Annotated in this window: 21 protein-coding genes; 8 read left to right on the top strand and 13 right to left on the bottom strand. The window is 53.1% G+C overall.

Annotated features, from left to right (window positions below):
* Positions 1-11 precede the first annotated feature (11 nt).
* Genes BGK46_RS12965 through pilM form a run of 4 tightly spaced genes read right to left on the bottom strand, consistent with a single transcriptional unit; the run spans position 12 to position 2612 of the window.
* Positions 12-524 carry a pilus assembly protein PilP gene (locus tag BGK46_RS12965; RefSeq protein WP_069589873.1) on the bottom strand — a complete coding sequence of 171 codons (513 nt, stop codon included), beginning with the start codon at positions 522-524 and terminating at the stop codon, positions 12-14.
* A complete protein-coding gene (locus BGK46_RS12960; protein ID WP_069589871.1) occupies positions 521-1132 on the bottom strand; it encodes a type 4a pilus biogenesis protein PilO in 612 nt (203 codons plus the stop codon). The genes BGK46_RS12965 and BGK46_RS12960 overlap by 4 nt, the downstream gene beginning before the upstream one ends.
* Positions 1129-1707, bottom strand: a complete 579-nt coding sequence (locus BGK46_RS12955; protein WP_084781457.1) for a PilN domain-containing protein — start codon at positions 1705-1707, stop codon at positions 1129-1131. Before BGK46_RS12955 ends, BGK46_RS12960 begins: the two co-directional genes overlap by 4 nt.
* Complete coding sequence (gene pilM / locus BGK46_RS12950) at positions 1698-2612, bottom strand: pilus assembly protein PilM (RefSeq protein ID WP_069589869.1); 915 nt, start codon at positions 2610-2612, stop codon at positions 1698-1700. Before pilM ends, BGK46_RS12955 begins: the two co-directional genes overlap by 10 nt.
* A gap of 143 nt (positions 2613-2755) precedes the next feature.
* Here pilM and BGK46_RS12945 point away from each other — a divergent pair, with 143 nt between their 5' ends.
* Entirely contained in the window at positions 2756-5248 is a 2493-nt protein-coding gene (locus BGK46_RS12945; protein ID WP_069589867.1) for a penicillin-binding protein 1A, read from the top strand.
* Between the two features lie 65 nt (positions 5249-5313).
* Here the strand turns inward: BGK46_RS12945 and oxyR are convergent, their stop codons facing one another.
* Entirely contained in the window at positions 5314-6246 is a 933-nt protein-coding gene (oxyR, locus tag BGK46_RS12940) for a DNA-binding transcriptional regulator OxyR (RefSeq protein WP_069589866.1), read from the bottom strand.
* 149 nt (positions 6247-6395) lie between these two features.
* Between oxyR and BGK46_RS12935 the strand changes: the two genes are divergently transcribed.
* The 3 genes from BGK46_RS12935 to BGK46_RS12925 all read left to right on the top strand — a co-directional run bounded on the left by BGK46_RS12935 (position 6396) and on the right by BGK46_RS12925 (position 9065).
* Positions 6396-7127, top strand: coding sequence for a glutathione peroxidase (locus tag BGK46_RS12935; RefSeq protein ID WP_069589865.1), 732 nt, complete (start codon positions 6396-6398; stop codon positions 7125-7127).
* A 52-nt stretch (positions 7128-7179) separates the two neighbouring features.
* The gene (locus BGK46_RS12930; RefSeq protein WP_069589864.1) at positions 7180-8631 is read left to right on the top strand and encodes a dihydrolipoyl dehydrogenase; all 1452 of its coding nucleotides are present in this window, start codon (positions 7180-7182) and stop codon (positions 8629-8631) included.
* A gap of 161 nt (positions 8632-8792) precedes the next feature.
* Positions 8793-9065 carry a DUF3624 domain-containing protein gene (locus BGK46_RS12925; protein ID WP_069589862.1) on the top strand — a complete coding sequence of 91 codons (273 nt, stop codon included), beginning with the start codon at positions 8793-8795 and terminating at the stop codon, positions 9063-9065.
* Here BGK46_RS12925 and BGK46_RS12920 read toward each other — a convergent pair.
* The 5 genes from BGK46_RS12920 to argC all read right to left on the bottom strand — a co-directional run bounded on the left by BGK46_RS12920 (position 9062) and on the right by argC (position 15734).
* Positions 9062-10531: an alkaline phosphatase gene (locus BGK46_RS12920; RefSeq protein ID WP_069589861.1), complete on the bottom strand. Its 1470-nt coding sequence runs from the start codon at positions 10529-10531 to the stop codon at positions 9062-9064. The two genes, BGK46_RS12925 and BGK46_RS12920, sit on opposite strands and share 4 nt — an antisense overlap.
* Before the next feature lie 213 nt (positions 10532-10744).
* On the bottom strand, positions 10745-12625 hold the full coding sequence (gene argH / locus BGK46_RS12915; protein ID WP_069589859.1) for an argininosuccinate lyase: 1881 nt from the start codon (positions 12623-12625) through the stop codon (positions 10745-10747).
* A 35-nt stretch (positions 12626-12660) separates the two neighbouring features.
* Complete coding sequence (locus BGK46_RS12910) at positions 12661-13872, bottom strand: argininosuccinate synthase (protein WP_069589858.1); 1212 nt, start codon at positions 13870-13872, stop codon at positions 12661-12663.
* A gap of 62 nt (positions 13873-13934) precedes the next feature.
* Positions 13935-14714 (bottom strand): acetylglutamate kinase, encoded by a 780-nt coding sequence (argB, locus tag BGK46_RS12905; protein WP_069589856.1) that lies wholly within the window; start codon positions 14712-14714, stop codon positions 13935-13937.
* A gap of 9 nt (positions 14715-14723) precedes the next feature.
* Positions 14724-15734, bottom strand: coding sequence for an N-acetyl-gamma-glutamyl-phosphate reductase (gene argC / locus BGK46_RS12900; protein WP_069589855.1), 1011 nt, complete (start codon positions 15732-15734; stop codon positions 14724-14726).
* A gap of 531 nt (positions 15735-16265) precedes the next feature.
* Between argC and ppc the strand changes: the two genes are divergently transcribed.
* The 3 genes from ppc (at position 16266) to BGK46_RS12885 (ending at position 20985) form a co-directional block, all read left to right on the top strand.
* Positions 16266-18899 carry a phosphoenolpyruvate carboxylase gene (ppc, locus tag BGK46_RS12895; RefSeq protein ID WP_069589853.1) on the top strand — a complete coding sequence of 878 codons (2634 nt, stop codon included), beginning with the start codon at positions 16266-16268 and terminating at the stop codon, positions 18897-18899.
* Between the two features lie 183 nt (positions 18900-19082).
* On the top strand, positions 19083-20360 hold the full coding sequence (locus BGK46_RS12890) for an O-acetylhomoserine aminocarboxypropyltransferase/cysteine synthase family protein (RefSeq protein WP_069589851.1): 1278 nt from the start codon (positions 19083-19085) through the stop codon (positions 20358-20360).
* A gap of 64 nt (positions 20361-20424) precedes the next feature.
* Positions 20425-20985, top strand: a complete 561-nt coding sequence (locus BGK46_RS12885; protein WP_069589849.1) for a PadR family transcriptional regulator — start codon at positions 20425-20427, stop codon at positions 20983-20985.
* Between the two features lie 52 nt (positions 20986-21037).
* Here the strand turns inward: BGK46_RS12885 and metF are convergent, their stop codons facing one another.
* The 3 genes from metF to metB form a co-directional block, all read right to left on the bottom strand.
* Positions 21038-21937: a methylenetetrahydrofolate reductase gene (metF, locus tag BGK46_RS12880; protein ID WP_069589847.1), complete on the bottom strand. Its 900-nt coding sequence runs from the start codon at positions 21935-21937 to the stop codon at positions 21038-21040.
* 251 nt (positions 21938-22188) lie between these two features.
* Positions 22189-24630 carry a bifunctional aspartate kinase/homoserine dehydrogenase II gene (locus tag BGK46_RS12875; RefSeq protein ID WP_069589846.1) on the bottom strand — a complete coding sequence of 814 codons (2442 nt, stop codon included), beginning with the start codon at positions 24628-24630 and terminating at the stop codon, positions 22189-22191.
* A 69-nt stretch (positions 24631-24699) separates the two neighbouring features.
* Positions 24700-25857 (bottom strand): cystathionine gamma-synthase, encoded by a 1158-nt coding sequence (gene metB, locus BGK46_RS12870; protein WP_069589845.1) that lies wholly within the window; start codon positions 25855-25857, stop codon positions 24700-24702.
* A gap of 172 nt (positions 25858-26029) precedes the next feature.
* Here metB and metJ point away from each other — a divergent pair, with 172 nt between their 5' ends.
* Positions 26030-26347 (top strand): met regulon transcriptional regulator MetJ, encoded by a 318-nt coding sequence (gene metJ / locus BGK46_RS12865; RefSeq protein ID WP_069589843.1) that lies wholly within the window; start codon positions 26030-26032, stop codon positions 26345-26347.
* Positions 26348-26385 lie beyond the last annotated feature (38 nt).

The following is a 26385-nucleotide window of genomic DNA, read 5'->3' as shown; positions in this document are numbered from 1 at the left end:
TGGTATCCTAACTACGGCAAAGTTGATTCCATCGACAAGGTAACAGTGCGAAGCTGCCAACACCCCAAGCCATCCGGCAGGGCTTCTTCAATGGCGATCTGGTGTGCATTCACGTCCACTACACGGCCACGGTTCTCGCCTAAATGCGCACCTTCACTGACTTGAGTGATAGTGCCATCAGGACGTGCAATTAAGGCTTGTTGCTGTGCGCCTTTGGTTAAGCTGCCTTTCATGGCAAGGCTTGCCAGTGGAAATTGCTCAAGTGGCTCTAAAGGCCGTTGTAAATTGGGCTGCCAACAGTCACCCGTTGAAGCCTGTCCACCTGTATTGATGGCTGGCAGCACAAAGGGATCCCGCTGATCAGCGACAAAGGCTATCGATTGGTAACTCGGCGGAGGAGGAATGCGGGTCGCGGTGACTTGCGCACTGGCTTGGGTTTGTTGCATAAAGCGTTCGATATCACTGTGGTATCTATCACAGCCGACCAAACTCAACCCAAATAACAACACCAAAAGACGCTTCACTGTAAGGCCTCCTTGTCGGTGGCAATACGTTCACCGGTATAACGATATGTGGTCGCAGACACAGACAGCAGCAAGGGCGCATGAATGTCATCGGTTTCAGTACGGGTTAAAACAAAATCTTGCAGCGACACCAAGCGCGTCATGGCAGCAATATCCGCGCTGAATGCACCGATAGAGGCATAATCACCGCTCAGAACAACCGTCATCGGAATAGCATCGAGCCAGCTGCCATGCTTTCTTGGTTGCCATTTCAATGTTTTGAAGCGCAACTGATGGCGGATCCCAACTTCATTAACCCCAGCGAGTAATCCCGAAAGCTCTTCTTCTTCCGGCAATTGGGCAATCAAAGTGGCATATTGCTGATTTAACGCGCGCATTTGTGCCTCCACATCGGGCAGAGCCGCCACGCGGTTGGCCAACAATCGATACTCGGCTTTAAGTTGTACTTCGCGCTGTGTCGCTGCCTTCAACGCCTCTTGGTTGGGTAGCCAAATCAGCAAAGCTGCGAGAACGAGTAGCGCGAACGCGCCCACCGCCCAAACGATAGCGCGGGTGGCGAGTGGCGCACTGGGGAGTTTTTGCCAATCCCACTCAGAGGGTGCGATCATGACTGCATTCCTTTGGGCTTCGGTAGCTGCGGTGTGACGTAGTCGGTCAAGCGAAAGCTTAACGTAAAGCGTTTGTTGGCACGTTGCGATCCGGATTCGGTGATCACAGTGTCAATATCAACCTCGGTGGCTAATGCACTTTGCTCTAACGCTGCCAACAAGCTTGCCATCTCCGCATTAGATGTCACCCAGCCTTCGACCGTGACACGTCCGTGTTGCTGCGCCAAACGACTCAAATACGCCCCTTCAGGCATCACGGTTGGAATGAAATTCAGTAATGCGGTGACATTATTGCGCTGTTGTTGTAATGCGTTGACCAGTTGTAAGCGCGATTGCAGCGCAGCACGCTTTTTATCTTCGCGCTTGAAAGCCTGTAAGGTGGCACGAAAATCGTTCACCCCGGCGGTTAAGCGTTGATTACGTGCCTGTTGCTCAGTCAGCCAGTGCTGCTGGACCGCGTTCACGGCACTAACCACCAGTACCACGCCCAGCACCACCAAACCAGTGTGAACCATAAAGGTGTAACGCTGAGCACGGCGCGCTTTTTCCCGCCAAGGGAGTAGATTTATACGCATGAGTACCCTCCACGCAGCGCTAATCCCAACGCAATACTGGCCTCGTCACTGATGGTGGGGGCAGTTTGGTCCAACATCGCCACTGGATTTAAGCGTGTGATGGCCAGATGCTCAGACGTGAGTGTGGTAGGCCAGACGCCGCTTATCCAAACGGTGCTCAGGGGCAAGAGTCGATTGTGCTCACGCGCACGATGGCAAGCCTGATCAACATGCTGCTGTACTAAGGTGTTCGCGTGCTCTTCGCGGTGTTCGTAGCGCTCTCCTTCCCCCAAACGGCTGCGATGCTGGTAAACCTGACCATCCGGATAAAGACGAATCGCGGTGATCAAGCCACCGTGATAATGCAGCCACAGCGGCCAGTGGTTAGCCTGCGCAACAGGTCGAATCACTTGATAGACCCCGACTAACGCTTGGCTGTTAATGTCTGCCACCGAGGGCGATAAACCGACACGCTTGAGCGCGTCTAGGGCTGGAGTGAGAGCATGACGCCGACACGCCACTACTTGGTAACAGGCTTGTCCCGGCTGAACGGAAATACCGCTCATGACCTCAAAGTCGTAATACAAGGTAGCGGTATCCATGTTGAGGGCAGCACTCAGCTTTTGGCCAATCAAGGCTTCTTGCTCAATCTCATCGTCAATAAGTGGTGCCGTAATTTGCTTGGTGATCACCGCATCGTCATCCACGCCTACCACCACAGGAACGCGTAAGCGCTGATACCAAGGTAAACACGCAAGTAATCGCTTTTTTATCTCGGTCATCGGGGTCAAAAGATCGTCAGTCGCACGATAGTGCACTTCATGATGCCCTGCGATCTGAATGCCTTGTCGATATGCACGAACCGCAATGGCGTGAATGGTATCTCGGCCAATATCGATACCTAAAACTGCCGAATTTCGAACCATTTCGTGTTAGGCTCCCAACGTCAGCGTGAAGTCAGCATTTAGAAAACAGCCCTTCACGGCGGGTTATTTTTATTGCTGGTGCCTTTATACTACTGACGTATGGTTATTGAACGGCTCAATTGCAACAGAACGGGAAATCTCAGGTGAAGTTCATAAAGCGTCTGCTTATCTTTGCACTGGTTTGCACAGTGCTGGGAGTCACTACAATTTTCGGGTTTTACCTGTACGTAAAACCCGACCTCCCCGATGTGGCGACACTGAAAGATGTCGAGCTACAAACCCCAATGCAGGTTTACAGTGCTGACGGCAAGCTGATCTCCCAATTTGGTGAGAAGCGACGCATCCCCGTTAAACTGGAAGACATCCCACCGCAAATGATTAATGCGCTGATCGCCACTGAAGACAGTCGCTTCTATCAACACCCGGGGATCGACCCGATTGGTATTGTTCGCGCCGCCGTGGTAGTAGCCATGTCAGGCAGTGCGAAGCAAGGGGCCAGCACTATCACCCAACAGTTAGCGCGAAATTTCTTCCTTTCCAACGAAAAGCGGATCATGCGCAAGATAAAAGAGATTTTTATCGCCGTGCATATAGAGCAATTGTTGAATAAAGACGAAATCCTTGAGCTGTACTTTAACAAGGTTTTTCTCGGCTACCGCGCCTATGGCGTTGGTGCCGCCGCACAAGTGTACTTTGGTAAGACACTAGACGAGCTGACCTTAAGTGAAATGGCGGTGATTGTCGGCCTCCCTAAAGCGCCATCCACCATGAATCCATTGTACTCCCTGTCTCGTGCTACTGAGCGCCGTAACGTGGTGCTGGCTCGCATGCTCAAAGAAGGCTACATTTCGCAGGCCGAGTATAGCCAAGCGAAAAACGAGCCGATTGTTGCGCGTTACCACGGTGCTGAAATTGAGCTCGATGCGCCTTATGTCGCAGAAATGGCGCGTGCATGGGCGGTAGAACACTTTGGCGACGATGCTTACACATCAGGCATTCGCATATACACCAGTGTGGACTCCGATATGCAACGCGCGGCCAATGATGCGGCGATGGATAACATCCTTGCTTACGATCGTCGCCATGGCTTCCGCGGTCCAGTCGCCACCTTATGGCAAGCCGCAAGCGACCGTTGGCAACACCAGCGTATTGTCGATTATCTTGCCAAGCAGCCTAGCTATGGCCCACTAGAGCCTGCCATCGTGACCGAAGTGAGTGACCAATCCGCCTTAGTGATTGGTCCAAATGGCCAAGAAATTACACTCGGTTGGGCGGGGATGGACTGGGCGCGCCCTTACATTACCGATAATCGTCAAGGCCCCGCGCCCAAACACGCCAGTGATATTTTACAAAGCGGTGAGCAGGTGTGGATTCGTCGCGTTGACGATCAATGGCACTTGGCACAAGTGCCCAACGCCAATACCGCCTTAGTATCCATGTCCCCCACCACAGGGGCGATCAAAGCCTTAGTGGGTGGCTTTAACTTTGTGCATAGCAAATTTAATCGTGCTACCCAATCGGTGCGCCAAGTGGGTTCAAGCATCAAACCCTTTATCTATTCGGCGGCCATCCATGAAGGCATGACCCTTGCCACCTTGATTAATGACGCGCCCATCAACCGCTGGGATCGCAGTCAAGGCGTGGCATGGCGTCCGAAAAACTCGCCGCCACGTTATGAAGGGCCACTGCGTGCTCGCATTGGACTGGCACAATCGAAAAACGTGATGGCTGTGCGTGTCCTCCGTCGTGTTGGCTTGGACGATACCTTAGATTATCTGACTCGCTTTGGCTTTAAACGTGATGATCTCCCTCGCGCCGAAGCCATTGCACTCGGCGCAGGCAGCTTAACGCCGGTTGAAATGGCACAAGGGTTTAGCGTGTTTGCCAATGGTGGTTACTTTATGGAGCCTTTCATCATTGATCGGGTAGAAACGCCCTTCGGTGAGGAAATTTACCGTGCTAACCCATCGGTGATTTGCGATGACTGCGAAAAGCCGATGGAGAAAGCAGACCCCTTCAACGAGCAGAATTTGCTGACCGGTAACAGCGAAGAATCGCCACAGCCCGCCAAACAAGTTATTGACGAGCAAAATGCGTTCTTGGTGCGCGAAATGATGCAGAGCAATATTTGGGGCGGCGGCGACTGGCGCTATGGCACCGGTTGGAATGGCACCGGCTGGCGCGCACAAGCGCTGAAACGACGGGATATCGGCGGTAAAACCGGGACCACCAACGACTCTAAAGACACTTGGTACACAGGTTATGGCCCGGGTATCGTCACCACGGTATGGGTCGGCTTTGATGACCACTCACGTGAATTAGGGCGCACAACCCGCAACAGCAACTTGAATGACGAGCAGCAACCGATTCGTGGGGCCGAGTCTGGTGCCAAAACCGCTGGGCCCGCATGGATAGACTTTATGCAAAAAGCCCTTGCGGATGTGCCAGAACAAAGCAAAGTGGTGCCACCGGGTATCGTGAAGGTACGCATTGATCGTGAAACCGGTTTGCTCACCCGCAAAACCGACCACACCTCGATGTTCGAGTACTTTATTAAAGGGACAGAGCCAACCGAATACGTCTCATCCCAGCCTAGCGGCACCATTTATGAAACGGAGACCGAATCGCTATTTTAATCGACCGTATCCGTGACAATTGAACTGACCCCCAATGTTGGATATCCAGTATTGGGGGGTTCTTTTTATCCTGCGTTTAATGCGGTAGGCTCAGCACTTAACGGCGTGTCCATGACCGCGACCATATGCTCACGGATCACTTCAGCCAATTGTTCATAGCGCCCTCGCAATGGTGAACCGGGGCGATAATCTAAGGTGATCTGCCGTGTCGGGGTTGGCGACGTGGTGGGAATATAGGCTACGCCATCGCGTCGCTGTGCAGGGACGGATAAGCGAGGGAGTAAGGTGATACCACTGCCCGCCGCGACCATATTGCGGAGTGTTTCTAAACTGGTGGCACGAAAACGCTGATCCTCGCGCGCGCCCACTTTAAAACAAAATCCCATCGCTTGGTCACGTAAGCAATGACCATCGCCCAGCATTAACAAGGTCTCTCCTTGCAGGACATCTAACGCCACCTCAGCACATCCCGCAAGCTTATGCGCCTCACTGACCGCCAATAGCATTGGCTCTTCATACAATGGCAGTTCTTTCAAATGCTGGGTTTCTTCCACAGAAGCCAAAATGATGCAATCGAGTTTGCCTTCTTCCAATTGCTGTACCAACTGCTGGGTCTGACCCTCGTGAATAAACAGCTCCAATTCTGGAAAACGGTCGCGCAACATGGGAATGATCTTCGGCAACAGATAAGGGCCAACGGTCGGGATCAGGCCAATATGTAGGGGACCCGTCATACTTTCCCCTTGTTCACTGGCCAATTCGGTCAAAATTGTGACTTCTCGCAACACGTTACGTGCCTGCTGTACTAACCTCATACCCGCATCCGTGAACAACACACGACGACTGGTGCGTTCTAACAAACTCACGCCCAGCTCATCTTCCAGCTTACGAATCTGTCCGCTCAAGGTGGGTTGGCTAACAAAACACGCTTCGGCCGCTTTGCGAAAGTGGCGGTGTTCGGCCAGCGCCACCAAGTATTCCAAATCACGAATATTCATTGCTGTCTCTTCTATAGGAGAAAACTATCAAAACCATAGCATCAAGCGATTAGAGCTATCAATCTTCTTTCGCGATACTACATCCATCAAGACACGGCGAGTCAGACACATGCCATTGACAGTTAACGACTAAATCAAAAGGGGAAACCATGTTTGCATCAAAAGAAGGCCAACCAGTACCACAAGTTACCTTCCGTACTCGCGAAGGCGACCAATGGAAAGACGTTACCACCGATGACATTTTTGCCAATAAAACCGTGATTGTATTCAGCCTACCGGGTGCGTTTACACCGACCTGCTCATCCTCGCACCTGCCGCGCTATAACGAGCTATATCCGGTGTTCCAACAGTACGGCGTTGATGACATTGTCTGTGTGTCCGTCAACGACACCTTTGTGATGAACGCCTGGAAAGCCGACCAAGACGCTGACAACATTCATGTCCTGCCTGACGGCAACGGCGAGTTCACTGATGGTATGGGCATGCTGGTCGACAAAAACGATCTTGGCTTTGGCAAACGCTCATGGCGTTACAGCATGCTGGTGAAAAACGGCATGGTCGAGAAAATGTTTATCGAACCCAACGAGCCGGGCGACCCGTTCAAAGTGTCTGATGCCGACACCATGCTGGGCTTCATCGCTCCTGAGCACAAACTGCAAGATTCGATCACCGTGTTTAGCAAACCAGGCTGTCCATTCTGTGCCAAGGCCAAACAAGCCCTGATCGACGCAGGCCTTCAGTTTGAGGAAATTATTCTTGGCAAAGACGCCACCACGGTTTCTTTGCGTGCAGTGAGCGGTCGCGCTACCGTGCCACAAGTATTTATCGGTGGCCGTCATATCGGTGGCAGTGAAGAGCTCGACACCTATCTGAATCAGTAATCCGCTGTTTGGGCGGCTCCCTTGCCGCCCGTTATTTTCCCAGGAGAAAGCAATGAAAACATTAACGGTTGATGTGGCTGTGATTGGTGGCGGAACCGCCGGGCTAGGTGCTTATCGCGCAGCCAAAGCGCATACGGATAACGTGGTGATGATTGAAGGCGGCCCCTATGGCACCACGTGCGCGCGGGTTGGCTGCATGCCTTCCAAACTGTTAATTGCGGCGGCTGAAGCGGCGCATCATATCGACAAAGCGCCCGGCTTCGGTGTGTATCCCGGCGGCACCACGGAGATTAATGGCCGTGAGGTGATGGATCGGGTGAAACGCGAGCGTGACCGTTTTGTCGGCTTTGTACTGGAAAGTGTCGATGACATTCCCGCTCAAGACAAAATCGACGGCTATGCGCGCTTTATGGATGATCACACCTTAATGGTCGACGATCACACCACCATCCATGCTGATCGCATCGTGATCGCGACAGGCTCTCGTCCAAGCTGGCCGTCCGCTTGGGATCACCTTGGCGATCGTTTAGTGGTCAATGATGATATTTTCGAATGGGACGATCTACCTGACTCGGTTGCGGTATTTGGCCCGGGTGTAATTGGCCTAGAGCTGGGACAAGCGCTACATCGCCTCGGGGTCGAGATGATTATGTTTGGCGTCGGCGGCCAAGTGGGCCCGCTGACCGATCCGGACATCATGGCGTATGCCAATCGCACCTTCAGTGAGGAGTTTTATCTCGACGCCGATGCCAAGGTGGAAGAGATGGTGCGTGAAGGCGATAAGGTGCAAATCCGTTATCGTGATAAAGAGGGCGAGAGCCAACTGCGCTGGGTCGACTATGTGGTTGCCGCCACCGGTCGTCGCCCCAATGTCGACAGGCTAAACCTTGACGCGACCAGCATCAAAGTGGATGCCCGCGGGGTGCCAGTTGCCGATGCTTACACCCTGCAGACCACGGCACCGCACATTTTTATTGCCGGTGATGCCAGTAACCAAATTCCGTTGCTGCACGAAGCGGCTGACCAAGCGCGCATTGCCGGTGACAACGCAGGCCGCGGTAAAGATATCCGTGCCGGATTGCGCCGCAGCAAACTCTCTGCGGTCTTCTCCGACCCGCAAATTGCGATGGTGGGCGAAAGCTACAAAGCAATTACTGACCGTCTCGGTCCCTGCGGCTGCTTTGAAACCGGCGTGGTGTCGTTTGAAAACCAAGGCCGCTCACGGGTGATGCTGCGAAACAAAGGTTTGTTACACGTGTATGCCGAACAAGGCACTGGCCGCTTTCTTGGCGCTGAAATGATTGGTCCGAACGCTGAGCACTTGGCCCACTTGTTAGCATGGGCACATCAAAATCAAATGACCATTTCGCAAATGTTGGATATGCCCTTCTATCACCCAGTGATTGAAGAAGGGGTACGTACCGCGCTGCGGGATGTGAATGCCAAGCTCAAACTCGGCCCTGAAATGATCAAACACTGCATGGACTGTGGCCCAGGCTGCTAATCCACAGCCCTTTTCGCCGATTTTCGGCGCTTTACAGGCACTGCCTGTTGCTTCCCCAAGCACTTGCTTACCTTTTTGCCCTCCTGATTGGAGGGCTTTTTTGTATCCGGCGGCCCACTGCGCCACAATAAGCTATCGCCATTACCGACCAAGAGAAACGCATGGCTTGCAAATACTGTCAGTCCGCGATTTGGCAACAAAAACTGGGACGCTGTACCCGTTGTATGAAACAACTGGCCGCCATGTGCGCGCTACTTTGGCCACTTTGGTGGTGGGGCTATGCCGACGCGCCACGGCAAGTGGAGTCGATTGCCTTGTTATTCGCCGCCGGTAGTGCCAGTGTGCTACTCACCCTGCATGTGGTGATTTACCCGTTTCGGCGCAATAAAAAACCCGCGCCAGAGCGCGGGTCGTCAGACATACCAGACGATTAATCGGCCAGATCCGTGGCTTCGTTAATCACATGGAAAATGTAGTTTTGCTCCACGGCACCTTGGAATAACCACGCCATCGGCCCACGAGCCATGATGGCCACATCTTCACCGGAGTGGGTTTCCGAACCGAGCTTAATCAAGGATTGCTGTTTGTAATCCAGCTCACGCACCTGCCCTTCTTGCAAGTTTTCACGCTCACCTTTGACCGCACCCGGGCCGTTGCCATAGGTGATGGTGGTATAGGTTTTACCAAAATCATCCTGATTCAAGCGCCCTTTTTGACGTGACAAACCGAGAATCGGATTGCCCCGCTCCGCATAGCCGTTCATCACCATAGTGTGGGCATGGTCGGCGGTGACAATGATCAGGGTATCTTCTGGGTTGGTTTTCGCTAAGGCCACTTTAATGGCATCGTCGTAAGCCAACGTATCTTCTAACGCTCGCGCAGCGTTGCCCGCATGGTGAGCATGGTCGATACGTCCGGCTTCCACCATCATCACATAGCCGTCTTTGTTGCGGCTAAGCATATCGATCGCCTTGCTGGTCATGTCCGCCAATGATGGCTCATCTTGGCTTTCACGGCGATCCGCTTCGTATTTCATGTGGCTGCTTTCAAACAAACCAAACACGCGTGAGGTGGTCGCCGGATCGATGGCATCAAAACCGGATTTATCGAAAATGTATTGACCATCAGGGTGACGGGTTTGCCATGCCTCAATCAGGTTGCGTCCATCTTTACGCTTACCCTTTTTGCCCTCAGGATCGACGCTATCGGCAGGAATAAATTCACGCCGTCCGCCACCGAAAGCCACCTGAAATCCCTCACCAGCATCAAAGTCGACAAACTGACTGGCGATATCGGTACAACCTTGGTTTTTGGCAATGTTGGGTAACTTGCTATCGTTTTCCCAATTGCGATCCGCACTGTGGGCGTAGGTGGTAGCTGGGGTGGCATGGGTCAAACGAGCGGTTGAGATTAAACCCAGCGCCTTGCCCTTCTCGCCCGCCATTTCAAATAAGGTTTTCGCTTCGTTACCTTTGGCGGTACTGCAAAAACCACGCTGGACATTATCGTCAACACTAATAACCCCGGCTTTGGTTTTCACCCCAGTGACCATCGCCGTCGCGGTCCCAGCCGAGTCTGGCGTTTGCATGTCAGTGTTATAGGTTTTTGCTAGTGCAACATGCGGCAGGCTTTCCATGCCAAGGCGGTTTTCCTCACCGGTTTGTCCTTGCTGCTGGCCCTGATAAATCCGCGCCGCTGTGATTGTCCCCACACTCATGCCATCACCGACAAAGAGGATCACGTTTTTGGCTTTGCCCGTAATTGGTGGGTTCGCTTTAGCGGCCGCCAAGGCGGCTTGTGCGTCTTGGTACCATACATCGTTTTGTTGAGGCACTGCCGCCTGTGCAGTTGCCGCTAATAAGGCTGAGGCCACTGCGGCCGTCACGGTTGTTTTCACCACAAAATCTCCATCATTAACGAGAAAACGCGGGCATGATGGTCATTGCGCGTGACGCTTCTGTGACAAACCGTACAATGTAACAGTTTGTAAGCTACTCAATTTGATGAAGTTTTTATGACAGAGGCAGGTGAAAAGGCTGCGGCTTAATCCACTCGCAGCCTTAGGAAGGGATAACGACGACGCTTATATCGTCAGGCAATAGACGATGTCGCCCTACTCCAATGCAGAGAAGGTTGAGATTGTGGCCGGCCCAGCAATGTTATAGGTCAGAGCCACTTCGTCACAGGCGTGAAAGCGCGGACAGATTTCACAATCTTTCATCACTTTCTCAGGCAACTGCGACTTTGACGTCGGGGTAAAGCCTAATTGGGTGAAAAACTCGGGCACCCGGGTAAGAACAAAGACTTGCTCGATCGCCATTTGCTTGGCTTTTTTAATCAAGTGCATCATCAACGCGGTACCGTGACCTTGGCGCTGCCAGCCTGCTTCGACTCCTAAAGAGCGAATTTCTGCCAGCCCTGAGTCGTAAATATACAGCGAGCCGCAGCCGGTCAAATCCCCTTGATGCTCAGAGACCGCAAACAGGCCAATATTGCGCACCAATTCATGGCGGTCTCGAGGTAAGTTCTCCCCCAACTTCGCCCAATACACCACCATGCCTTCGATGGTATCGAGGTCGGTAAGCCTTGCCGAGCGCACCGTGACTTTAGGGGTAAAGCGCTTATCCAAACGCTTTTGTGCTTCTTGAATAGCAAAGCTAACCTGCTCGGGCGCGACTCCACCGAGTGCACGACGTTGAGCCAAGCAGGATTCAATCGTGAGCATGGCATACACATCGTCTTCAATGACCGGTGAGAATTGCTGCAAGGTGGCAAGCGGCAGTGCTTCCAATGCACAACCTTGTTCAATGGCAGACACCACCGCCACGCCCACAATATGGTGCGCTTCACGGAACGGGATCCCTTTACTCACCAAGTAATCCGCGAGCTCGGTGGCATTGGCATGCCCTTGCTGCGCCGCCTGCAAGGTTTTGTCTTTGTGAATGGTGATACCTTCAAAACACAACGCGGCCATATCTAAGCAATCGTGCCACGTATCCATCGCATCGAAGAGCCCTTCCTTGTCTTCTTGCATATCCTTGTTATAAGCCAGTGGCAAGGCTTTGACCGTCATCATCATCGCCGACAAGGTGCCATACACGCGGCCGGTTTTGCCGCGGATAAGCTCTAGCGCATCGGGATTTTTCTTTTGTGGCATCAGCGAGGAGCCTGATGTCACCGTATCGGCTAGCTCGATAAACCCAGACTCGCCCGAGTTATAGAAGATCATATCTTCAGCCATCCGTGATAAATGCAGCATCGAAATTGACGCCGCAGACAGCATTTCCATCACATGATCACGGTCCGAGACTGAGTCAAGGCTATTACGGGTGGCCCGCTCAAAGCCCAGTTGTTGTGCCAAGGCATCGCGGTCAATCGGGTACGCGGTGCCTGCTAGCGCGCCGGATCCTAACGGGCAGGTATCCAGACGATTAAGCGCATCTTGTAAGCGGGTGGTGTCGCGCTCAAACATCTCCAGATAAGCCAAACACCAATGGGCAAAGGTCACTGGCTGAGCACGCTGCAAGTGGGTGTAGCCGGGCAGCACGGTATCATGGTGCTGACTGGCCACATCCACCAGCTGCTGCTGAAGCTTGTCGAGAGACAGTAAGATTTGCTGGCCTTGCTGGCGACACCAGAGTTTGAGATCCGTGGCAACCTGATCGTTGCGTGAGCGTCCGGTGTGAAGCTTTTTGCCCAAATCCCCGACTTTATCGATCAGTTGCTGCTCAACCCAGCTGTGAATATCCTCGGCCTCTGAGCGTAAGATTTGCTTCGGGTTTTCCATCACCGACAACTTGAGCTCATTGAGCGCGAGCTCCAATTGCTGTTGCTCGTCATCACTCAGCACGCCCACTGAACGCAAGGCTTTGGACCAAGCAATGGAGCCCACAATGTCTTGCTCTGCTAGGCGATAGTCAAAGCGCAGTGAATCATTAAACGCTTGAAACCGTTTGTCTGCTGCTTGACTAAAGCGTCCGCCCCATAATGCCATGCTGTCTCTCCTTACTGCTCACGATGCTTTTTTAATTAGGATTGTTTTTGTTTGTTCAGCGTCCGAATCCGGCTCGACAGCGAATACAAACGGATAAAGCCTTCGGCATGGCTGTGATCGTAGACATCGTCATCACCAAAGGTGGCAAAGTCTTCCGAGTACAAACTATTGGTTGAACGCTTTTGGACCACTGTCGCTTGGCCTTTATAGAGTTTGATCACCACCTCGCCCGTTACCGGCGCGGCAAGAGAATTGGCCGCGGCAAGAATAGACTGGCAAAGCGGGGTAAACCAACGCCCATCATAAATCAGGTGAGAGGCTTTTAAACCGAGCTCCTCACGGAACTGATAACTCTCTTTATCCAGCACCAATTGCTCAACACCGCGCAGCGCTTCCATAATGATGGTGCCCCCCGGGGTTTCATAGCAGCCGCGGGATTTCATTCCCACCAAACGGTTCTCAACAATATCAATCCGTCCTACCCCGTGGGCGGCACCTTTGTCGTTCAGCAGCGTCAGCACGTCATAAGGCGACATGGACTCACCATCGACTGAGACCACTTCCCCGCTTTGCACCCCTAAGGTAACAAACTCGGGCGTATTGGGTGCCTCTTCCGGCGCCACTGTCCATACCCAGCAATCTTGGTTAGCCGCAGTCCAAGTGTCTTCCAGTACACCGCCTTCGGTTGAGACGTGCCAAGCATTGGCATCACGTGAATAAATTTTCTCAAGGCTCGCCGTGCAGGGAATATCACGGGCGGCCAAGTAATCAAGCAAGGCTTCACGACTGGTGAGATCCCACTCCCGCCACGGCGCAATCACTTTCAGTTGCGGCGCTAGCGCGGAGAAGGTGCTCTCAAAACGAACCTGATCGTTCCCCTTGCCGGTACAGCCGTGGCAAAGTGCATCCGCTCCAACCTCAAGGGCGCACTCGACCTGCGCTTTGGCAATGATCGGACGCGCCATCGAGGTACCTAGAAGGTATTTGCCCTCATACACCGCACCGGTTTTCAGGCTGGGGTAAATATACTCCGCCACCATTTCGTGTTTCAGATCGGCGATAAAACACTGTGATGCCCCAGAGGCGAGCGCTTTTTGCTCAATGCCTTCGAGCTCTTGTTCGCCTTGACCGACGTCGGCAACAAAGGCCACGACCTCACAGTCATAGTTCTCTTTTAGCCATGGAATGATGGCCGAGGTATCCAATCCACCCGAATAGGCCAGTACAACTTTATTTACCTTGCTCATCTTGCTCTCCTTAAATCCTGATGTGACGGTTCGACGGTTTCGTCGCGTCGTTATACGTCTTATTAACTGGCGCTAAACCGAGTGCCGATTTGCTGGCCATCGAATAATTGAGTGAGTTTTTCTGGGTAACGCCAGGTGGCAATCTCCACCGGTTTACCCAGTTCGCGGGCGGCGGCAAACGCGGCGTTGACCTTGACCACCATGCCATCGGTGATCACGCCTTTTTCCATCAAGTGCTGCGCATCTAACTCGGTCAGGCAAGGCAGCAAGTGCCCTTTGCCGTCTAACACGCCGCTGACATCCGACAGCAACACCAGCTCCGCCCCGAGAGTGGTTGCCACCGCTACCGCCGCTTGGTCGGCATTGACGTTCATCAGCTCACCTTGGTCACTGATGCCAATCGAGCTAATAATGGGGACACAATCCGCGGCCAATACCGCCTGCAACAGGCTAGGATCACCGGCGCTGGCTTCCCCCACTGCACCTAGCTCAGGGTCCAGCTGGCTGACCTGACACAAGCCGCCATCGGCCAAGCTCAAACCACAGCTTTTAATCTTCGCCTTACGCGCTTCGGCGAGTAGCAGCTTATTCGCCGTCCCGGCTAAGGCACCGGCGACATAATCAATCTGGTCGACTGGCGTGACCCGTAAGCCTTGTTTTTTCACACTGGTGAGGGCGAGTTTTTTCAGCAGATCATCGACCAAGTAGCCGCCACCGTGCACCAGCACTAGCGGACGCTCTGCCTCACTGCGATAGGTGTTCATCGCGCCGAAAACCTTGGCGAGGGTCTCGCTGCAGCTCAGTGCCGCGCCGCCTAACTTAATCACTAATGGCGTTTTCATCCGTTTCTCCTAGACAATCGCTGTGGTTTCGGCAAAGCCAAACTTAAGGTTTAAACACTGCACGGCTTGGCTGGCCGCGCCTTTCAGTAAATTATCAATCGCACTGGTGAGGATCAGATGCCCATGCGCGGCCTGATAGCCTATGTCGCAAAAGCCGGTGTATTGCACCGCTTGTAGCTTGGCCACCTCGCCGGCTGGGAGCACCCGTACCAGCGGCGCCTCTTGGTAAGCCTGGGTCAGTGCCTGCCCCACCTCCGACTCACTAACACCTGGCGCTAATTTGGCGGTAATGGTGGCAAGAATGCCGCGTTTGTAGCTGCCAAGGTGCGGGGTGAAAATCACCGGCGTATCTAGGTGTGCGGCAATCTCTGGCTGATGACGATGAGAAAACACTCCGTAGGCATGCAGGCTCACTTCGCAAAAACTGTTGGTCAGACTCGCTTTGCGCCCCGCACCCGTCACGCCACTGGTGGCATTGATCACCGGCCACATTTGTTTATCCAACAAGCCTGCATCCAGCACGGGTTTGAGCGCTAACTGGCTGGCGGTGGGATAGCATCCCGGCACGGCGACCAGCTGCGCTGCCGATAATGCTTCCTGTTGCCACTCCGCCAAGCCATACACGGCTTGCGCCAGCCATGCCGGTGACTGATGCGAAAAGCCGTAATTGGTAGGATAAAAATCGGCTTGATTGACCCGATACGCCCCCGACAAATCAAACACCACGCAACCTTGAGCCAGAAAAACCGGCGCCAATTCATGACTGACCGCGTGCGCGGTGGCTAAAAACACCACATCGGCTTGCTTGGCGACATACTGTGGCGAGGACAACGGCATCAGTGGCATATCCACCACGCCACGTAGTTGACCATGCAACGCGCTCACAGGGCGGTTGGCGTCTTCACTGCCTGCCGAGACATATAAACCGGCCAAGTGCAATTGCGGATGGCGATGGACAAGGGCGACAAGCTCGGCTCCTGTGTAGCCACTGGCACCGACAATAATGGTGTTAAGTGTCATTGGTGTCTCTCTTTATAGGTGTTTAAGGCGTGCTGCGGGGCAGCAGAGTATCGAGGGCGTAGCCGATAGCCACGCAAAGCAGGCTAGCGTCGTCGAGCAGAAAGGGCGTTGTGTTTGTCTGCGAGTGGCATCATGGTCAACTCTCAAAAAATATTTTTATTCATAAATAGTGAATGGTTATTTTTTTTATCGCATTCCCGTTTGGCCGTCAACCCCAAAAAGCGTAAAAAATCACTTTTAATGTCTATTCATTCATATTAGGGCAATAATTCCATCTAACCATGCAAATAACACTGCTGCTATTCACGAGAAAGTTGCGATACGGCGGGCGCGGGGAAACCCTCGGGAGGCTAGCAAGCCTGAAAGCTGAAACTTTTTTTCAGCTTTTGGGGTGGCTCTATGATAAGCATCAAATCCGGCGGCCAGTTTTCGCGCTAATTTGCGGTTAAGTTGACCCGATCGCGCAATATTCGCTAGATTGGTTCTTTACAGTCACAGTAGGATGTAACTTTGTTACAGAATGGATACGCTATGAACGAAAAGTACTCTGCCTTAAAAAGCAATGTCAGTATGCTTGGCCGTCTGCTGGGTAACACCATCCAAGATGCCCATGGTCCAGCACTCTTAGAAAAAGTTGAGGAAATTCGTCAGCTCTCAAAATCGGCTGCCGCTGGCAATCAGGACGATCATGCTAAGCTGAAAACCGTGCTGCAAAACTTGCCGGCTGACCAACTGCTTCCGGTCGCCCGCGCCTTTAGCCAATTTTTGAATCTGACTAATATCGCCGAGCAATACCACACCGTCTCGCGTCAATGCGACGCGCTGGAGTGCAGCCCGGATGCTATCGACGATTTACTCCGCCGTGTCAGCCAAGGTGAGATTAATGCCAATGACGCGCAACAAGCGATCGCCGATTTAAAAATTGAGTTAGTCCTGACCGCTCACCCAACCGAAATCGCACGCCGTACCACCATTCATAACTTGGTGCAGATTAATAAGTGCTTATCGAAGTTAGAGCTCAGTGAACATTTGGGGGCGGCAGAGCGTGCCAAAACGGAGAAACGTCTTGAGCAGTTGATTGCACAAGCATGGCACACCGACGTGATTCGCCAAGAGCGACCAACCCCGCTTGACGAAGCCAAGTGGGGCTTTGCGGTGATTGAAAATTCACTGTGGCAAGCAGTTCCTGCGTTTTTACGCCAGTTTGATCAGCAGCTTGAAAGCCACCTCGACATCAACTTGCCCATTGATGCCAAACCGGTACAAATTTCCTCGTGGATGGGCGGCGACCGCGACGGTAACCCCTATGTTACCAGTGAGGTTACCCGCGAAGTAATGCTGTTATCACGCTGGAAAGCGGCGGATTTGTATTTGCGCGATGTGCAAGATTTGATCAGTGAACTGTCGATGACCCAGTGTGATGACACTGTGCGTGAGATGGCTGGCGAGGCGCACGAACCGTATCGCGCCATCCTCAAAACCATGCGCAGTCAGCTAACCCACACTTTGAGCTATTTGGACGCCAAACTGAAAGGCGAGCGCGCTTCCTCACAAGGGATCCTGACCGACACCCAGCAATTGTGGCAGCCTTTACTAGCGTGTTACCAGTCGCTCCATCAATGTGGCATGGGCATTATTGCCGACGGCAAACTGCTTGACCTACTTCGCTGCGTGCAATGCTTTGGCGTGCACCTGATTAAACTCGATATTCGCCAAGAAAGTACCCGCCATGCCGATGTGCTCTCAGAAGTGACCCGTTATTTGGGGATGGGCGATTACGCCCAATGGAGCGAGCAAGACAAGCAGGCCTTTCTGACTCGCGAGCTGGCGTCTAAGCGTCCGTTGTTGCCACGTGATTGGTCACCGTCGCCTGACGTCCAAGAGGTGATCGACACTTGTCGAGTGATTGCCGAGCAGCCGCGTGAAGCCTTGGGTGCCTACGTCATTTCGATGGCACGTACCGCCTCCGACGTGCTGGCTGTCCACCTATTGCTGCAAGAAGCCGGTTGTCCATTCCGCATGGACGTGTGTCCGCTATTCGAAACCTTGGACGATTTGAACAATGCCGAGGCAGTGATTGGTGAGCTGCTGGCCATTGATTGGTACCGAGGCTTTACCCAGAACTTCCAAATGGTGATGATCGGTTACTCGGATTCGGCCAAAGACGCTGGAGTGATGGCCGCCGGGTGGGCGCAATATCGCGCCATGGAAGCGCTGGTCAATTTGTGCGATGACCAAGGCGTTGACTTGGTACTTTTCCACGGTCGTGGCGGCACCGTAGGTCGCGGTGGTGCCCCCGCGCATGCGGCATTGCTCTCACAACCTCCGCGCAGCTTAAAAGGCGGTTTGCGGGTGACCGAACAAGGCGAGATGATCCGCTTTAAGTTGGGTCTGCCTGACGTCGCCGTCAACAGCTTAAACCTGTACACCAGCGCCATTTTGGAAGCGAACTTGCTGCCACCACCAGAGCCTAAGCAAGAGTGGCGTCAGCTGATGGACACCTTAAGTGACATCTCATGCCAAGCCTATCGTGATGTGGTACGCGGCCATGAGCAATTTGTACCTTACTTCCGCTCTACCACGCCTGAGCTTGAGTTAGGCAAACTGCCACTGGGATCGCGCCCGTCCAAACGTAACCCCAACGGTGGTGTGGAAAGCTTACGGGCGATTCCTTGGATTTTCGCCTGGAGTCAAAACCGATTATTGCTGCCAGCTTGGCTGGGGGCGGGACAAGCTATCGATCACGCCATTGCAAAAGGCCATAAAGCCCAGCTGGAAGAAATGTGCCGCGAATGGCCATTTTTCTCCACCCGCCTTGGCATGCTAGAAATGGTGTTTACCAAAACCAACTTAGACATTGCCAAGTACTATGATCAGCGCTTGGTCGATGAGAGCCTCTGGCCGTTAGGTGAATCCTTGCGTGAGCAATTACGCCAAGATATTCAGGTTGTGCTGGCAGTGGAAAATAGCGACAACCTGATGGAGCAAAACCCATGGGGCGCTGAAGCGATTCGCTTACGTAATATTTATGTTGAGCCGCTCAATATGCTGCAAGCCGAGCTGTTATACCGCACACGGCAATCGGAACAAGGCGATCAGTCACTCGACGATGCCTTGATGATTTCCATTGCGGGGATTGCCGCGGGGCTGCGCAATACCGGTTAATCCTTGATAGTAGAGCCGTACCCTAGGGTGCGGCTTTTTTGTCTTGGCACATGAACGACGCTGAGAAAATCCTGACCACAGACTTTTTTATGCAAAGCCGCAGCTAATGCTTGCTGTTGCATTGATAATATTATTACTATTGAAGGTCGCACTGACGCGACCCAACAACGCAAAGGAATTGCCATGAAAGACGAAACCCTCTCGATTCATCACGGCTACCAGACAGACCCCACCACCAAATCGGTGGCAACGCCCATCTATCAAACCGTCGCTTACGAGTTTGACAATGCGCAACATGGTGCTGACCTGTTTAATCTTGATGTGCCGGGCAATATCTACTCACGGATAATGAACCCGACCAACGACGTGTTGGAGCAAAGGGTGGCGGCATTAGAAGGCGGTATTGCGGGACTGTGTGTCAGTGCCGGTGCGGCGGCCATCACCTATGCGATTCAAACCCTCGCCAAAGCCGGTGATAACATCGTCGCCACACCACAGCTTTACGGTGGCACCTATACCTTGTTTGCCCACATGCTCCCCGAGCAAGGCATCGAGGTGCGTTTTGCCACGAGTGACGACGCCAGTGCGATTGAGGCGTTGATTGATGACAACACCAAAGCAGTCTATTGCGAGTCGATTGGTAACCCGGCCGGCAATATCGCCGACATTGAAGGCTTAGCCAAGGTTGCCCATGCGCATGGGGTTCCGTTGGTGGTCGATAATACCGTGGCCACACCGGTTTTGTGTAAACCGATTGAGCATGGGGCCGATATCGTGGTGCACTCACTCACCAAGTACATTGGCGGTCATGGCACCACCCTTGGCGGTATGATTGTCGATGGCGGCACCTTTGACTGGGTAGCACATCAAGCCCGATTCCCGCAATTCTCACAACCGGAGCCTGCCTATCACGGCGTGGTTTATAGTGAGACGTTTGGCCCAGCCGCATTTATTGCCCGCGCACGTACGGTGCCGCTACGTAACAGTGGCGCGGCACTCTCGCCGATGAACGCTTTTATGTTGATGCAAGGGTTAGAAACCTTGAGCCTGCGTATGGAGCGCCATTGCGAGAACGCCAAAGCCGTGGCCGATTACTTAGCCAATCACCCCGCCGTGGCGTGGGTGAACTATGCAGGCCTTGAAACGCATCCGCATTATTCGCGCGCCCAAACGCTGATCCGCGGTGGATTGCCCGCGTCACTGTTGTCGTTTGGCTTAAAAGGTGGCTTTGATGAGGGTGTGCGCTTTTACGATGCACTGAATTTATTTAAACGTCTGGTGAACATTGGCGATGCCAAGTCGCTCGCGTGTCATCCTGCTTCGACCACTCATCGTCAGTTAAACGAGCAGGAGCAGGCCGCAGCCGGCGTCACACCAGAAATGATCCGTCTTTGTGTCGGCATTGAGCATATTGATGACATCATTGCCGACCTTGAGCAGGCCTTGAGTTTGGCGAAATAACCCAAAGAAGGTTATCGCATTCCGGGCCGACCTATTGTTGTACGACTAATTGTGGATAGAAGAGATGTCACTACCCCATGTAATACTGACGGTGCTAAGCAACTGCGAGGCCACGGGTTACGATATTACCAAGGCGTTTTCCACTAGCATTAGCTATGTATGGAAAGCCAGCCATCAGCAAGTGTATCGCGAGCTTACCAAGCTCGCAGAAAAAGGGGCGGTGAGCTGCCGCTTGGAGCCACAGATGGGTAAGCCCGATCGCAAGGTCTATGCCATTACGCCGGTCGGCACTGACATGTTGCAAACTTGGCTACTTATTGAGCCAAAACTTGCCCCCGAACGGGATGAGTATGTCGCACGTCTGTTGAGCTGTGAAGTGCTCGACCCATCCCCCATGCTAGGTCATGTTAATCAGTTAATTGCCGAATCGCAGCAACTCCTCAACCATTACGCCATGATTGAGCAACGCGAATTTGCTCAAGCCAGCCCGCTTACCAATCAGCAGCGCCTGCTGCGTTTAGCCTTGCGTCGTACCATTCATCAACGCCGCGCTTGGCTGGCTTGGGCACAAGAGGTACGCGACGAATTAGCTATGCTAGCGCCTCGCGAGCCTTGCTCGGCATAAACTGCAAACCACACAACACGCAACCTCAAAACGCCCCATTGTGGGCGTTTTTTTATGAGACAGCAGCAAGCGGACGCACGCCCAAGGTATGACATAAGGCATAGGTGAGCTCGGCACGATTCAAGGTGTAGAAATGGAAATCTTTCACCCCTTCCCGACTGAGGACACGCACCATGTCGATCGCAATCGAGGCCCCAACCATCTGACGCGTAACAGGATCATCCTCTAGGCCTTGGTATTGTTTGTGCATCCATTGCGGCACGCGCACATTGGTCATCTTGGCAAAGCGCGACGCCTGCTTAAAGTTGGAGACCGGCAAAATCCCCGGCACAATTTCGACATCAATGCCCGTCGCCACACAACGATCACGAAAGCGCAAATAGCTTTCGACATCGAAGAAAAACTGGGTAATCGCCCGGCTGGCTCCCGCATCCACTTTGCGCTTGAGGTTAATTAAATCCGCTTGGGCGCTTTTCGCTTCTGGGTGCACTTCGGGATAAGCGGCGACCGAAATATCAAAATCATGCTCTTCTTTGAGCAAGCGCACCAAATCAACCGCATACATATCGGGCTTTTTCTCTGGCGAGGGTAAGTCACCACGCAACGCCACAATGTCACGAATGCCGTTTTGCCAATAGTCGCGGGCAATATGACGCAGCTCGTCTTCACTGGCGTCAATGCAGGTCAAATGTGGCGCCGCGGCGATACCCGTTTGTTCATGAATACTTTTCACAATGTCGTGGGTGCGATCGCGCTCGCCTGAATTGGCGCCGTAGGTCACTGACATAAATTTAGGTTTGAGCGCTTTTAAGCGATGCACGGAGTTCCAAAGTGTCTCCTCCATGGTTGGGGTACTCGGCGGAAAAAACTCAAATGAGACGTTAATGTCGCCATTTAGGTCAGCAATATTCTGATTCAGTGCATCAATGTGGCCCGCGTGCGTGTAGCTCATACCCTCTCCCTGCAACCAATATGGTGTGTGCGATGATGTGTGTTTTGATTTATACGTTTAGACGTCCATATGTCTAAAGATTGGCGTTATCCGGCGAGAATGTCAACGATACATTAATGAAAAAAACTCATAACGTTATGAATCAGGCCGTCAGGATCAGTATGGTGGAAAAGCCGTCGATGCGTGGCAGAAAAAAGGCTGCTCAACGCATCATTGAGCAGCCTAGTCAACGTGGAATATAAATGCGCTAGCTAGTGGAGACGTCCAATCAAACGGTTAAGATCGGATTGAATCGCGCCTGCGGTGACATCACGCCCCGCGCCGGGGCCACGAATGACTAATGGATTTTCGCGATACCATTGGCTCTCAATCGCAAAGACATTGTCACACGGCAGTAGATGCGCCAGCGGGTGCTCAATCGGCAGAGTTTCTAAGCTGACTTGCGCTTTACCTTGGCCGTCTAAACGCGCCACATAACGTAGCACCGAGCGGTCGCGTTGTGCTTTCATTAAGCGTTCATGCAGCACCTCATCCATTTGGCTGGCGTTATCTAAAAAACCGTCCAAAGAAAGCGCTTGCAGCGCCTCTGGCACTAACGACTCCACTTTCACTTGTTCCGGCTCTAACGCCATACCGGCCTCACGCGCTAATATCACCAGCTTGCGCACCACATCCGCGCCGGAGAGATCTTCACGCGGATCAGGCTCGGTTAACCCTTGCTGCCAAGCCTGCTCAAGCAACACACTAAACGGAACCTCGCCGCTAAATTGTAAAAATAGCCACGAGAGTGTGCCGGAGAAAATGCCGGATAAAGCTAGGATCTGATCGCCACTTTCCTGTAAATCTTGTACCGCGTAGTTAATGGGTAATCCCGCCCCGACGGTCGCGTTGTAGAGCCAATGCCGTCCAGTTTTGGCAAAGGCCTGCTGAATAGCATGATATTGCTCTGCCGGTGCCGCCCCCGCTTCTTTATTCGCCGAAATCAAATGAAAGCCATGTTCGGCAAGGCGCGGATACAAGTATGCGAGTGATGCACTGGCAGTGACATCCAGCACAATCACATCGTCATAGGGATGATTGAGCAGGCGGGTAAGCCACTCGTCATCAAAATACGGCTCGCTTTTGTCATCGAATCCGTCTAACACACGGCTAGGATCGATACCGGCAAAATCCAGCCATTGGTTGCGACTATCCACCACAGAGATCAATGAGACCCCTTTACCATGGCGCTTCTCCAACGCTGTTTTTTGCTCGGCAAAGAGGCTGAGCCAGCGGGTACCAATGTTACCTTTTCCCACTAACACCAAACCGATGCGGCGCTGAGCCTGAAACAGCGCATCGTGCATTCTCGCCACCAAGGCTTGGGTCTGCATTTGACGCAAAATCGCAACCAAGCTAAGCCCAGACGCCGACTCACTCATAAACTCGACAGGGTGTGCTTTCAGCTGTTGGTAAAAGCCGTGGCAATGGACGGGGTTATTGACGACACCGGCCCCCACTGCCGCCACCATGCTAAAGCCCTCACGCAAACGCAATTCCGCAGACAGGCCCGCATCCTGAATCTGTGCCATCACGGTATCGATCACTTCTGCACTGAATGCCAATTGAATGCGATGCTGGTCATCACGGTAATCGACAGCCAGAGGTTGCAGCTTGAGCTGAGTCAGAGTGCGGCTTAGCTCCTGCTTAAACGCCTGAAAGTCGAGGCCGCGTGCGACATCAAACTGCAACAGACAGACATCATCTAGCGCCGTAATGATCTTTGCACCACGCCCAGAGGCGAGCACACGTTCGATACGGGTTGAGCCACTGTCAGGTGCATGCGTACAGCGTAAGGTAAGATCGGTGGCACTCTGCGCCACCGGCTGTAAGGTGCGGCTATGGAGCACAGGGGCAGCAAGACGTGCCAGCTCAGCCGCCTCATCCAATCGAATCAAAGGCAACAAACAGGCATTATCGACATGACGCGGGTCGGCACTGTACACCCCAGCCACGTCACTCCAAATCGTCACCCGACTCACCCCGGCCAAGGCGCCCAAAATGGTTGCCGAGTAGTCGGAGCCATTGCGGCCAAGCAGCACGGTTTCTCCCGCTTGGTTTTGTGCCATAAAGCCCGTGATCACCACTTGGGTGTGGGCATACTGGGATAACTGGTTGTTCAGCAATGGCCAAGACGCTCCCCGATCAACTTCTGGCTGCGCTGCTCGCTCTGCACGTAGACACAGACGTGAGTCCAACATTACAGCGGGTTGCTGGTGCTGGCTAAGCAAGCTCGCCAGTAAGCGGGCCGACCATACCTCGCCAAACCCTTGAATACGCGCCTTATCTGCGTCAGTCAGCGAGCCCTCTCCCAAGGTCGCAATCGTGGCGATGTCAGCATACAAGGCATCGACAAGGCGCTGCTTGTCTTCACCATCAATAAGATTTTCAATTAAATCTTGCTGAAAGCCGCGCAAGGTCTGTAGCGTTTCATGGGCGAGGCGACCGTCTTTGTTGAGCTGAGCCAGATAAGCAATTAATTGGTTGGTGGTTTTGCCTGCCGCGGAGACCACAATCAAATCTTGGCGGCCCGCGTGGGCGGTCAATACATCGACAACCCGACGATAGCAGGCGGGCGACGCTAAGCTGCTGCCGCCAAATTTATGAAGTTGTCGTTGTGCTTCAGGGGACGTCTCCGTCGATTGCGCATGCATGACAAGGTCTCTCTTTGTCTAACCAAATATCAGGGTAAAGCAAGGAACAGCGCCGTAACGTTGTTCAGGTTACGCGGCCAATGCCGCAAAAGCGTGGGCCAAATCAGCGATGAGATCATCCGCATCTTCCAATCCGATTGAAAAGCGCAGCAAGGTCGGTGCGATACCCGCTTCCGCTTGCGCCGCATCACTCATCGCCCGATGTGTCATGGAGCCTGGGTGTGTGACCAAGCTTTCTACACCGCCTAACGACTCTGCTAAAGCAAATAGCGAAAGGCCTGCGATAAAGCGCGCCACCCCGTCACTGTCGGTATCCAATTCCAAGCTCAGCATACTACCAAAGCCTGATTGCTGACAGGCAGCAATTTCGTGACCCGGATGGGTCGTGAGTCCCGGATAATAGAGATGGCGCACAGCAGGAACCGTTTGCAAATAGGCGAGTACCGCTTGCGTGTTTTGCTGGTGTTGTTTAACCCGTGCGCCTAAGGTACGCAACCCTCGCAATGTCATATAACTGTCAAACGCGTTGCCCGTGGCCCCTATACAGTTGCCCCACCACGCTAAGGTTTCGGCAAGTTCACTGGTTGCTGCAATGACCGCGCCACCGACAATATCAGAATGCCCATTAATAAATTTGGTGGTCGAATGCACCACCATGTCGGCCCCTAGCGCAAGTGGTTGCTGTAAAGCAGGAGATAAAAAAGTGTTGTCGACCACCACCCAAGCGCCGACTTGATGCGCTTGCTGGCAAATATCAGCAATATCGACCACGCGCAGCAAGGGGTTCGATGGGGTTTCCACCAGCACCAACGTCGGTGATTCAGCCAAGGCGCTCGCCAAGGCGTCTGGATCGGATTGATCAACAAATTTAACCTGCCAAATTCCCTGCTTGGCTCGGGACTCAAGCAACCGGTACGTGCCACCATAACAGTCATGCGGGGCCACAATTTTGTCACCCGCATTCAATAGCGATAACACCAAATTAATCGCGGCCATCCCGCAGTTGGTTACCACGGCCCCCGCGCCGCCTTCTAAGTCAGTCAATGCTTGCTCTAGCTGGGCGCGGGTCGGATTCCCTCCGCGTGCATAGTCATAGGTGGGCACATCCCCCAACGCGGGAAAGCGATAATTGGTCGAGAGATATAAAGGGGGAACCACCGCATGATGTTGCGTGTCGGTGCCAATGCCAGTTCTTACAGCGATGGTGTCAGTTTTTTTTCGGGTCATGGTTCATCCTTGCGATGTGGTGCGCGAGCCAGCGTTGTTATCCTCACCTTACCCTGCACTTTTTGAGACGTCAACACTTCTAGACGTCTATACAGCTTTGCATGTGGCGGTTAATATAGCTAGAATCTCCGCAGCATCATTCTGGGTATTCAATAATCAAGATAGGTGAGACATGGCGCAGTGGAACGGCGATTACATTAATCCGTATGCCGAGCATGGTAAGAAAAAGGAGCAGGTGAAAAAAATCACCGTTTCTATCCCACTTAAAGTTTTAAAAATTCTCACTGACGAGCGGACACGCCGTCAGGTTAATAACCTGCGTCACGCGACCAACAGTGAGCTGCTGTGTGAAGCATTTTTGCATGCTTATACCGGCCAGCCATTGCCAACCGATGACGATATTCGCAAAGACAAGCCTGACAGCATTCCTGCTGAAGCGCGTCAGATCATGAAAGAACTAGGTATCGAGTTCGACGATAGCGAATACTAAAAAAACCCGCCGATTGGCGTAATGCCGATCAGTTAAGC

It is taken from the genome of Salinivibrio sp. SS2 (genome assembly GCF_001722075.1).
Lineage (GTDB): Bacteria > Pseudomonadota > Gammaproteobacteria > Enterobacterales > Vibrionaceae > Salinivibrio > Salinivibrio proteolyticus.
The sequence above is the reverse complement of the archived record's forward strand: the minus strand, read 5'-3'. Positions and strand labels throughout refer to the sequence as shown.

Coding starts and splice junctions, on each gene's coding strand:
- oxyR (WP_069589866.1), bottom strand. CDS start 6,246: ATGAATATTCGTGATTTGGAATACTTGGTGGCGCTGGCCGAACACCGC.
- argB (WP_069589856.1), bottom strand. CDS start 14,714: ATGAAAACGCCATTAGTGATTAAGTTAGGCGGCGCGGCACTGAGCTGC.
- metJ (WP_069589843.1), top strand. CDS start 26,030: ATGGCGCAGTGGAACGGCGATTACATTAATCCGTATGCCGAGCATGGT.
- BGK46_RS12930 (WP_069589864.1), top strand. CDS start 7,180: ATGAAAACATTAACGGTTGATGTGGCTGTGATTGGTGGCGGAACCGCC.
- BGK46_RS12955 (WP_084781457.1), bottom strand. CDS start 1,707: ATGCGTATAAATCTACTCCCTTGGCGGGAAAAAGCGCGCCGTGCTCAG.
- BGK46_RS12890 (WP_069589851.1), top strand. CDS start 19,083: ATGAAAGACGAAACCCTCTCGATTCATCACGGCTACCAGACAGACCCC.
- argC (WP_069589855.1), bottom strand. CDS start 15,734: ATGACACTTAACACCATTATTGTCGGTGCCAGTGGCTACACAGGAGCC.
- metF (WP_069589847.1), bottom strand. CDS start 21,937: ATGAGCTACACGCACGCGGGCCACATTGATGCACTGAATCAGAATATT.
- ppc (WP_069589853.1), top strand. CDS start 16,266: ATGAACGAAAAGTACTCTGCCTTAAAAAGCAATGTCAGTATGCTTGGC.
- BGK46_RS12885 (WP_069589849.1), top strand. CDS start 20,425: ATGTCACTACCCCATGTAATACTGACGGTGCTAAGCAACTGCGAGGCC.
- metB (WP_069589845.1), bottom strand. CDS start 25,857: ATGACCCGAAAAAAAACTGACACCATCGCTGTAAGAACTGGCATTGGC.
- BGK46_RS12935 (WP_069589865.1), top strand. CDS start 6,396: ATGTTTGCATCAAAAGAAGGCCAACCAGTACCACAAGTTACCTTCCGT.
- BGK46_RS12875 (WP_069589846.1), bottom strand. CDS start 24,630: ATGCATGCGCAATCGACGGAGACGTCCCCTGAAGCACAACGACAACTT.
- BGK46_RS12910 (WP_069589858.1), bottom strand. CDS start 13,872: ATGAGCAAGGTAAATAAAGTTGTACTGGCCTATTCGGGTGGATTGGAT.
- argH (WP_069589859.1), bottom strand. CDS start 12,625: ATGGCATTATGGGGCGGACGCTTTAGTCAAGCAGCAGACAAACGGTTT.
- BGK46_RS12960 (WP_069589871.1), bottom strand. CDS start 1,132: ATGATCGCACCCTCTGAGTGGGATTGGCAAAAACTCCCCAGTGCGCCA.
- pilM (WP_069589869.1), bottom strand. CDS start 2,612: ATGGTTCGAAATTCGGCAGTTTTAGGTATCGATATTGGCCGAGATACC.
- BGK46_RS12925 (WP_069589862.1), top strand. CDS start 8,793: ATGGCTTGCAAATACTGTCAGTCCGCGATTTGGCAACAAAAACTGGGA.